Origin of the sequence: Methanosarcina sp. 1.H.A.2.2 (genome assembly GCF_000979975.1) — an archaeon.
Classification (GTDB): domain Archaea; phylum Halobacteriota; class Methanosarcinia; order Methanosarcinales; family Methanosarcinaceae; genus Methanosarcina.
In genome coordinates this window covers 22,426-31,345 of sequence record NZ_JJQL01000098.1, presented here as the reverse complement: position 1 = coordinate 31,345, position 8,920 = coordinate 22,426, and the positions used below count along the sequence as shown (strand labels likewise).

Here is an 8,920-nt window from a genome sequence, read left to right as displayed (position 1 = left end):
TGTGCATAAAAATTCAAAAATTCAATAGCAAGTTACATTATTTACAGTTTTCCAATAAAAATACCTGAATAATAATCCGAGATCTGCGGAAAGTCTGTTTCAGTACGGTAATGATATATTCCCCAAGGTTGTCCCTGACGACGTTCAGGATGTCAAACTCAAAGAAAGACTCAACGGTCTGTTTCCTGAAGAAATTAACGGCAAGCATCGGGATCACAAAGAACCCTAACAGCAGGTTGACAATGTTCCCCAGGGTTTCATTAACATACATTGTAGCAAACAGTACAACTGTATATGCAATGTAGAAAGGAAGAGACTTCAGGAAAACCATAAACCCGAGTTTCAGGTCTTCCATAAAATCGAGTTTAATAAGCCCCTCATACCTGCCCTCAATAAATTCATTAACGAGCCTTACAACGTAGCCGAAAAGTGCAAGCCACCCTATTATGGGAATAAATAACAAGAGTATGTAAAGAAGCCTTTGCGGCACTTTGAATGGATATTTAACAGCTTCAGAAAAAGTTATGGTTTCTATAATAATCACCAGATATAGTCCTATTTTGTAAGTATATAAAACTTTGTAAAAATAAAACCAGAGAAATATATAAAGTCACATAAACTAGTTTACAAAGATACGGTCCCCGGAAAAGTAAAGCCGAGAAGTAACAATCAGGAAGTATAAGTAAACGAAAATCAAGATATAAGTAAACGAAAATCAAGATATAAGTAAACGAAAATCAAGAAAAATGGAGATACTTACTGTAAAAGCCCGTTCGTAACTGAGCTAATCCCAAAACCAGCTTTGTTCCCAAATCATTAACGTTTTTAGGACTGTTTTTCTATGAGCAAAAACTCGATTAAATGTTTGAAATAAGGGACTTGGAGACGTCATTTTGAGTTTTGGGATTAGCTTAATGTATGTGTGTAAACAGTCTGAATTTGATTTTTGAAATGGAAAGCTTTCAGATATGGGTTTTTTCTAACCCCTCCGGATCTTTGCATAAATTTGTTGAGATGAAAAACTTGCCCCGGTTATTTTTTCTTTTTATCTTTTTCGAGCATTTTCTTTGCTTCCTTATCGCCGGAAGAAGCTTTTTTCTGCAGATTTTCCATTTCTTTGCGAGCTCTGGAGTTAGAGATCTTTTCCATATCTTTCTTAGCCATTGCCATATAACAAACCTTCAGCGAGACTGCTTATGCAACCTCTTCGTAATGTTCATGCAGCTTCAACTATATTATATATTGCTGCAAGTATGGCGCATAAGTGTTGAAAATATTTAATAGTTTCTGTCCGGAAGGAAAAACGCAAATAAGGCAGATTAAAATAAGAAAAATGAAGAAACTGGATAATGAGAATATCCAGGACTAGACTTAAAAAGAAGGGTTTTGGAATATACATTTACGGATTAACTGCATTGGGTCATAGAATCAGGGATTTTCAAGCCCTATAAGCATAAATATCCCTATTAAGAACAACAGAATCGGAAGGAGCACAGCTACTGCAGCCCTTTTTGTGCTAATGTTATGGACATGCTTTCCCCCAATGGTTTGCAGATAGGGTGTGTAAATGATGGAATGAAAAACAGGTACGGAATCAAATATTCCCGGAGCCTCGGCATAGGCAACAAGTCGGTAAGTCCCCTGATAGCTGCCAGTGCCTCCAACAAGTCTGAATAAAATATGGAGTATTGCTCCATAGATAAAGTTCAATAAAATAACACCAATTACTAGCAAGAGAAGGCCGGACAAAAAAGAAACGTTGCCTGCTTCCCATATTACATCCAGGTGAGGATCAAAGATCCTGCCGACTGTGGATGTGAGCAAACCTGCAACCAACGTATTCATGGCTGTAAAAACAACAGGATCTGCATAACCTCCTTTTTTTGGCATCTCTCGGAAAAATCGGTCAGGACTGAAAACGACCTCTTTCCATGTATCTATGTAACTCATCTGGAAGACCAACTCCGGCAAATAAAGAGTAAAATATCTTATAAAGGATTCAGTAGCTCGAAAATTTTAGAATATTTGATAATGTAAGCAAGCATTGTGAATAATCTAAATCTCACTACAAACAAAAGAAGTTATATAAGTAATTTATTCAGATATTTTTATCTTTTCCAGACAATTGTTTTTAAGCAGTAACCTCTGACTAAAAATAGATCGAATCTAAAATTGGCTCACCTGCCAGGAGAACATTTTTTCAGGAAAACGAATATAGAAAAGAAAATTGGAATTGATAACTCCCTGCCTGAAAAGATAATCCGAACAGAGAATCCGCACGAAATGAGAGCTGTGCGTCTGCGTAAACGCTATGGTCTGATTTATAAAGCTGAAGAGTGGCGAAAAAGAACGCACGTAAGAAGTGTTTGCAGGAAGTGCGGGGGGTCAAGGGAACTTCTGATCGAAAAGTTTGAGTCTAATTCTAATATTTCCGCTTGAATAAATAATCATTATCAACGAGCATAGTAGATAGGGAGATTAAAAACAGATAAATTACACCGTAATTGAGAAGAGATTTTCGGGACCGGATTTTAGAAATTCCCGGTCCCTCTCACAAATGTAAGACAAAAAGGAAAAAAATTATCAAAGGGTTATTTTTTCTTTTGCTTTGCAAGTTTCTTCTTTGCGTCCTTGCTACCTGCGGCAGCCAGTTTTTCCAGCTCTCCCATCTTTTCTTTCTTAGCGCTCTTCTTCTTATCCATATCTTTTTTAGACATTGCCATTGTATATACCTTCATAAAATTTGGTGAAATCGCAATACCTGTACATGCTACTGAAGTACAGTGCTGAAACAGATACCATCGTAATCTATTATTCTCAGTTTTAGAAGTATTTATCATTTTCCCGCGAAAGGGAAACTCTTTGACCTGGGCGTGAGTTAATGGGTTAGAAACTGGCTTTATAGATCCCAATAAGGGTAAAAATGAGCCAGAAAAGAGGATTTAAGAGAATAATAATTCCCTCCAATCACTCTGATGGGGTTACTGTCCTTCCCTTTCTTTCCTGTATTTGCACATTGCCCTGACGAGGCCCTTGAACGGGGGAGACGGCCTTCCCGGTCTTGACCTGAACTCCGGGTGGAACTGAGAAGCAAAGAAGAAACGCTTTTCAGGAATTTCGGCGATTTCCATCCGGTTTTTGTTTTTGCCGGAAAAGACTATGCCGAAGGGTTCAAGCCTGTCCACGAACTCGGGGTTCACCTCATACCTGTGGCGGTGGCGCTCAACAATATAATTGGTGCCGTAGAGCTTTGTGGCAAGGGAGTCTTCTTTGAGGATGGCTTCGTAATCTCCAAGGCGCATGGTGCCGCCCATATCCGCAACTCCGGTCTGCTCCGGGAGGATGTCAATGACCGGGTAAGGAGTATCTTCATCAAACTCCGTACTGTTTGCGTTATCCAGCTTCGCCACATTTCTTGCAAACTCGATCACAGCAAGCTGCATGCCAAGGCAGATTCCGAGGAACGGGATATTGTTTTCCCTTGCATATTTGATTGCAAGCATCTTACCTTCAGTCCCGCGCCCGCCAAAGCCTCCGGGAATCAGGATGCCGTCAACCTGCATGAGCTTCTCAACCTCTGCAGGATCGTCTTCCAGAGTCTCGGCCTCAACCATCTTGACCTCAACCCTGCACCCATTATCAATTCCACCGTGCTTGACAGCCTCAAGTATACTCAGGTAAGAGTCCTCAAGGTTTGTGTATTTGCCTACAATTGCCAGCTTGACCTCGTCGGTTGTGGACTTCATCCTTGCAACCATCTCTCTCCACCTGTCATCTTCAATACAGGACTCAAGTTTCAGGTGCTTCATGAGCTGGGTGGTCAGTCCCTGTTCTTCAATGACAAGAGGCACTTCGTAAATATCGTCTGCATCATAAGCGCTGATAACCAGTTCCTGTGGCACGTCGCAGAAAAGGGCAATCTTTTCCTTGGCGCTTTCCTGAAGAGGAGTCTTTGATCTTGCAACGATTACTTCGGGGCTCAAACCAAGAGCTCGGAGTTCCTTCACCGAATGCTGGGAAGGCTTGGTTTTCTGTTCGCCCTGAAGGTCTTCCATAACAAGGGTAACGTGGATAAAGACAATATTTTCGGAAGGTTCTTCCCTGTGCATCTGGCGGACAGCCTCAAGGAAAGGCATGCTCTCAATGTCTCCTACAGTACCTCCGATCTCAACAAGACAGACATCAGCCCCGCTCCTGGCTGCAACCTTTCTTATTTTATTTTTGATCTCGTTTGTAATATGGGGAATGATCTGGACGGTCTTTCCGAGGTAGTCTCCTCTTCTCTCCTTGGCGATTACTTCCTGGTAAACCTTACCTGTGGTGAGGTTGTGGTCTCTGGTAAGTTCCGTGTCAAGGAACCTTTCGTAGTTTCCAAGGTCCAGGTCAACTTCACCTCCGTCCCTGAGAACAAAAACTTCCCCATGCTGGTAGGGGCTCATGGTGCCTGCATCAATATTGATGTAAGGGTCGATCTTGATAGCCGTAACTTTATAACCTTTGTTTTTCAGGTTCCTGCCGATGGACGCGATGGTGATGCCTTTCCCAAGCCCGCTCATCACCCCACCGGTAACTACGATATATTTCATGGGTAAGCTTCCTTGATAATTTTTCTAATAGAAGGTTTTAGATCAAAAGATCCCTGTGAACTTTAGACTAAAAAGCAATCAGATGAACAACATATACAAATGATTCACTTCAATTCTTGCGTACGAACACAATACCAATATCTTCATGATATAAAAATTACTCTCTAATTCCAGGAAAAAAGAATCTCAAATCGCAAACGAAAACCAAAGCAGGATTACAGCAAACGATAAACAGAGCAAGCTTACAAAAAAGAACTCATGAAGCTCGATTAAGAATTAAAACAAGAAGGAAATTCAGATAAGCGAGCTTATCTGAGGACCTCAGTTTACTTAGAATTTTATTTTCCTGAAAGTATGATTTTTGCCGATGATATATTTCATCCATTTTAGCCAAATATATTTTATCCGGACTACAAAAGGAGGTCTGAGCCTGGTTTCCCGGAGTTGCTCAACCTTCTTCCATAATTTTTAGCAGGATGTAGGCTATACAGGTCACAAATAGGATTGAGAATAAGAGGGCCTGAGTAAAACTGACACTGAACTGAAGTCCAGCTGGCAGAATGAAGTAAAGGAAGAATAAGAATACAAGCAGTAAAAAACCTCCAAAAGCCAGGGCCAGAGGAAGCCTTTCATTCTGTCCCATACCTTTTCTGGTTCTTTTTCCCGAAGTGGATGAAAGCCCTCCCTTAAAATTCCTCAGGAAGGAAGATGAAAGCCCGCTATATCCGTTTCTGCTTCCGCTTCCTGTCCTCGAACGAGAGGCTTTTATTACAGGTTCCACTACGGAAGGCCTTGAAGAATTTAACTCTTCCGTGTCTTCTTCCCTTTTTGTAGCCTCATCCTTTGAGGGCTCCTGCGGCTTTGCCCCTGCATTTCCTAGATTGACTGGAAAACCTTTCTTTTTCGAGCCGTAACCTGCAGTGATATAAATATGACCCTTTGTAAGTACCCTACCTTCCTGTGGGATTCTTGCAACTGCAGAAACGTATTCTTTCTGGAGCACATAGGGATTGTCCCGCAAAAAAGTGATCTGGCCTTTTAGTTCTTCACTCACTGAAAGGTGGATATGGGTTGGAGACCCGTAGTTTGTAACCAGGATTTCGAAAGTCTGCTCTCCGCCTGGATAAAGAGGAATCTCAATGCTTTCGTTTTCAAACTCAATAGAGTTTATTTCCTGCCGGTTAATGATAACATTCTGGAATATTTGCTCCAAGTTCAACCCTCACATCATTTCCTGAGGTCCGGAGGAAGCAAATTCGGAATCCCCTCATCTATGGGATAATGCTCTTTACAGACAGGGCAATAGAGGGTTCCGGATATGACCTCTTCTTCGTTTTCTTCAACAACGTTCAAAATCAGGTCGCCCTTACATATAGGGCAGGCCAGAATATCCATAAGATCTTTTTTCACAAAAATTCACCATCAAAGCCACTTTTGCGATAGGGGAAACAGAATTTTACTTTTAGTGGGGATATTTAAAGGTCCTGTACTCAAATGATCCTGATTCTTATTTATTCTTCATTCTCAGACATGAGAACCTTATCCTACTATTTACATTTAATTCTTATATATTCGCCAGGGTTATTTACTTATATCTTTTGTGGACCTGGCATTCTTTCGCAGATCTCGTGTTCCTGATCCTTGCTATTTGGTTTTCGGATGCCTTTATCTTCAGGCATCGATTTATTCCTGACGATTCCTATTCATTGACTTATTTATATATTCCATTGACTTCTCTTATCCGTATCCTTTGATCCATGTTATGCAGGATACTTATTTTATTCAGTAATCTTCCTTCAATTCATCTTCCTATTTTAATGTGATCTAAGTATCAGGTAATCTATCATTTTACAGGCTATTTATTAGTTGAGTTTTTAGTACATCTGTCTGAAGGAATAACTTCAACTATATATTAACACGTTGTGTTTTTAAAAAAGTATATAAAATAATAACATTTGGCAGTCCTAAATAATTTTATCAACTTAACAAGTTGAACTTCAGGAACAAGATAAGGTTTAGCTCAATTTATTTTAGGATCACGCGGTAGTGGATGTACAGTGCATTATGCCGTCTCTTGGAGGACTTACCGGCTGCTACCATACAAAATTTATATCCACATCTCCAAAAGCCGATTTCCCAGGAACTGTGAGAATGGAATACCATGAAGATGAGGCTTATGAAACTGCAAAAGAAATTGTAAGGGCAGCCGTGGAAAATTTCCCGAACCGGAACCGCGAAAAGGTAAGTATCCCGGAAGAAAAGCAGGAGTGCATGGTCGGTTTCAGTGTCGAAGCAATCCTCAATGCCCTTGGAGGAAGCCCTGACCCTCTCATCGAGGCGATTGCCGTAGGTTCGGTGAAAGGAATCGGAGCGGTTGTTGGATGCAATAATGTAAAGGTCCAGCACAATTATGGGCATGTGAACCTTGTAAAGGAGCTGATCAAGAATAATGTCCTGGTAGTGACCACCGGATGCAATGCGATTGCCTGTGCCGAAGCCGGGCTTCTTGTGCCGGAAGCTGCTGTTCTGGCAGGAGACGGACTCAAAGGCATCTGCGAAGCCCCTGGCATTCCCCCTGTCCGGCACATGGGTTCCGGTGTTGATATAAGCCGAATCCTGGTGCTTGCCTCGGCAATTGCAAACCGCCTGGGTGTGGATATAAGTGACCTCCCCGCTGCCGGTGCAGCCCCTGAATGGATGAGCGAAAAAGCAGTGAGTATAGGGGTTTACGTTGTTTCTTCCGGAGTGTTTACCGTGCTCGGCACGATCCCCCCTGTCCTTGGGAGCCAGGCAGTTACAGCTCTGCTGACAAAAGGCCTGGACAGTGTTGTTGGAGCAAGCTTTGCAGTTGAGCCTGACCCCTTCAAAGCTGCAAACCTGATGCTTGAGCATATTGAAGGAAAAAGAAAGGCACTGGGCTTGAAGTAAGGGAGGCATTCACAATGAAAGACGTGATAATCCGGCCTGAACGCTGCCTGGGCTGCCACTCCTGCGAAGTTGCCTGTGCTGTTGCACATTCTAAGAGCAAAACCCTCTTTTCGGCTTTAGGAGAAGAACCAGCCCCAAAAAAACGCATCTCTGTTGAATACATCCCTGCCCTTGAAGCCTCCGTGCCGATCACCTGCCGCCATTGCGAGGATGCTCCCTGTGTTTCGGTTTGCCCCACAAAAGCTCTTTCCAGAGACACAATTACAAGCACTGTAAGCCACAACCCGGAACGCTGCGTGGACTGCTGGACCTGTTCTACGGTCTGCACCCGTTTTTCTTCTCTGTACCAGTTAATTCTTGCTGCAGGGTGCTGGACCTCTTCCATGGCCTGCAATTATGGAGTGATCGGCAGGCGGACTGAAGAGGGGACCGTGATAAAATGTGACCTCTGCGAGGGCAGGGAGTTGCCTGCCTGCGTGGAGGCCTGTCCCACACATGCCCTTGTGTTTTCGGAGGTAGAAGGGCGTTAAGGAACAAAATGCACTGAGGCTTCCCTGAAACCTCCAGGGTGAATCAAAACTACGCTGTCAGACCCCTTACGCCGGCAGACTTCGTTGAAGGTAACGGGGTTTTGTTCACACCACGCTTTAATTCTGCAAAAGGAAACAATAACCTGATATGGAGTATAATGTCGAGGTAAAATCTCAGGTGCGTTCCATCTTTTGCCATCCTGGTCCCTGTTTTCTAACAGGAAACTTGATGCCTTTAGCTCGTTGAGTTCCAGGATGATATATATAAATGATTATTGCAATATTGACATAAAGAACCGGAAAAGAAAAAGGGGAGTCAGGTATGAACAGTAATATTTACAGGAAGATAATGGTTGCAACCGATGGTTCGGAACTCGTCAAAAAAGCGGTTGATACTGCTGTTGAAGTCGCAAAACTAAGCGAGGCAAAGCTCTATGCCGTATATGTTGTCTCTTCGGGAGGGGGGTCGATGGCTCATCCTAGAGATGTGGGGTGGGAAAAAGCAATGAAAGAGCATCTCGCTACCGAAGGAGAGGAAGCAACAGCTTATGTCGAAACCGCAGGAAAAGCTGCGGATGTTGAAGTTGAATCCGTTATCCTTGAAGGAAGTCCTGCGCATGAGATTATCGATTTTGCAGAAAAAAATGACATCGACCTTATCGTAATGGGGACACTTGGCAGGACAGGAATCCAGAAGTTTTTGCTGGGAAGCGTGGCTCAGAATGTGGTGAGGCATTCCCGGAAAGCCGTACTGGTTGTAAAGGGAATGGAAGCAAAGTAAAACTAAATGTAAAACGCTAAGTGTAAAACTAAATGTAAAACGCTAAGTGTAAAATGCTAAACGTTAAAAAACTAAATATAAAAGCTGGGATTTTT

10 protein-coding genes are annotated in these 8,920 nt (G+C 42.5%); 3 read left to right on the top strand and 7 right to left on the bottom strand.

Going from position 1 to position 8,920, the window contains the following annotated elements:
* Window positions 1–37: 37 nt before the first annotated feature.
* From EO93_RS16140 to EO93_RS16115, 7 genes are all read right to left on the bottom strand, one after another.
* Entirely contained in the window at window positions 38–544 is a 507-nt protein-coding gene (locus tag EO93_RS16140; protein ID WP_235284314.1) for a DUF4013 domain-containing protein, read from the bottom strand.
* Between the two features lie 488 nt (window positions 545–1,032).
* A complete protein-coding gene (locus EO93_RS17710; RefSeq protein ID WP_156160967.1) occupies window positions 1,033–1,170 on the bottom strand; it encodes a hypothetical protein in 138 nt (45 codons plus the stop codon).
* Between the two features lie 258 nt (window positions 1,171–1,428).
* On the bottom strand, window positions 1,429–1,950 hold the full coding sequence (locus tag EO93_RS16135; protein ID WP_048134787.1) for a YIP1 family protein: 522 nt from the start codon (window positions 1,948–1,950) through the stop codon (window positions 1,429–1,431).
* A gap of 641 nt (window positions 1,951–2,591) precedes the next feature.
* A complete protein-coding gene (locus EO93_RS18550) occupies window positions 2,592–2,723 on the bottom strand; it encodes a hypothetical protein (RefSeq protein WP_255350243.1) in 132 nt (43 codons plus the stop codon).
* A gap of 258 nt (window positions 2,724–2,981) precedes the next feature.
* Window positions 2,982–4,586, bottom strand: coding sequence for a glutamine hydrolyzing CTP synthase (pyrG, locus tag EO93_RS16125; protein ID WP_048163626.1), 1,605 nt, complete (start codon window positions 4,584–4,586; stop codon window positions 2,982–2,984).
* Window positions 4,587–5,034: 448 nt separating this feature from the next.
* Window positions 5,035–5,799 carry a hypothetical protein gene (locus tag EO93_RS16120; RefSeq protein ID WP_048163624.1) on the bottom strand — a complete coding sequence of 255 codons (765 nt, stop codon included), beginning with the start codon at window positions 5,797–5,799 and terminating at the stop codon, window positions 5,035–5,037.
* A gap of 14 nt (window positions 5,800–5,813) precedes the next feature.
* A complete protein-coding gene (locus tag EO93_RS16115) occupies window positions 5,814–5,996 on the bottom strand; it encodes a methytransferase partner Trm112 (RefSeq protein ID WP_048134791.1) in 183 nt (60 codons plus the stop codon).
* A 636-nt stretch (window positions 5,997–6,632) separates the two neighbouring features.
* Between EO93_RS16115 and EO93_RS16110 the strand changes: the two genes are divergently transcribed.
* From EO93_RS16110 to EO93_RS16100, 3 genes are all read left to right on the top strand, one after another.
* Entirely contained in the window at window positions 6,633–7,514 is an 882-nt protein-coding gene (locus EO93_RS16110; RefSeq protein WP_255350242.1) for a hypothetical protein, read from the top strand.
* 14 nt (window positions 7,515–7,528) lie between these two features.
* Window positions 7,529–8,044, top strand: coding sequence for a 4Fe-4S dicluster domain-containing protein (locus EO93_RS16105; RefSeq protein ID WP_048134793.1), 516 nt, complete (start codon window positions 7,529–7,531; stop codon window positions 8,042–8,044).
* Window positions 8,045–8,366: 322 nt separating this feature from the next.
* Window positions 8,367–8,825 carry a universal stress protein gene (locus tag EO93_RS16100; RefSeq protein ID WP_048163623.1) on the top strand — a complete coding sequence of 153 codons (459 nt, stop codon included), beginning with the start codon at window positions 8,367–8,369 and terminating at the stop codon, window positions 8,823–8,825.
* The last annotated feature ends 95 nt before the right edge of the window (window positions 8,826–8,920 follow it).

Coding starts and splice junctions, on each gene's coding strand:
- EO93_RS17710 (WP_156160967.1), bottom strand. CDS start 1,170: ATGGCAATGGCTAAGAAAGATATGGAAAAGATCTCTAACTCCAGAGCT.
- EO93_RS16135 (WP_048134787.1), bottom strand. CDS start 1,950: ATGAGTTACATAGATACATGGAAAGAGGTCGTTTTCAGTCCTGACCGA.
- EO93_RS18550 (WP_255350243.1), bottom strand. CDS start 2,723: ATGGCAATGTCTAAAAAAGATATGGATAAGAAGAAGAGCGCTAAGAAA.
- pyrG (WP_048163626.1), bottom strand. CDS start 4,586: ATGAAATATATCGTAGTTACCGGTGGGGTGATGAGCGGGCTTGGGAAA.
- EO93_RS16105 (WP_048134793.1), top strand. CDS start 7,529: ATGAAAGACGTGATAATCCGGCCTGAACGCTGCCTGGGCTGCCACTCC.
- EO93_RS16100 (WP_048163623.1), top strand. CDS start 8,367: ATGAACAGTAATATTTACAGGAAGATAATGGTTGCAACCGATGGTTCG.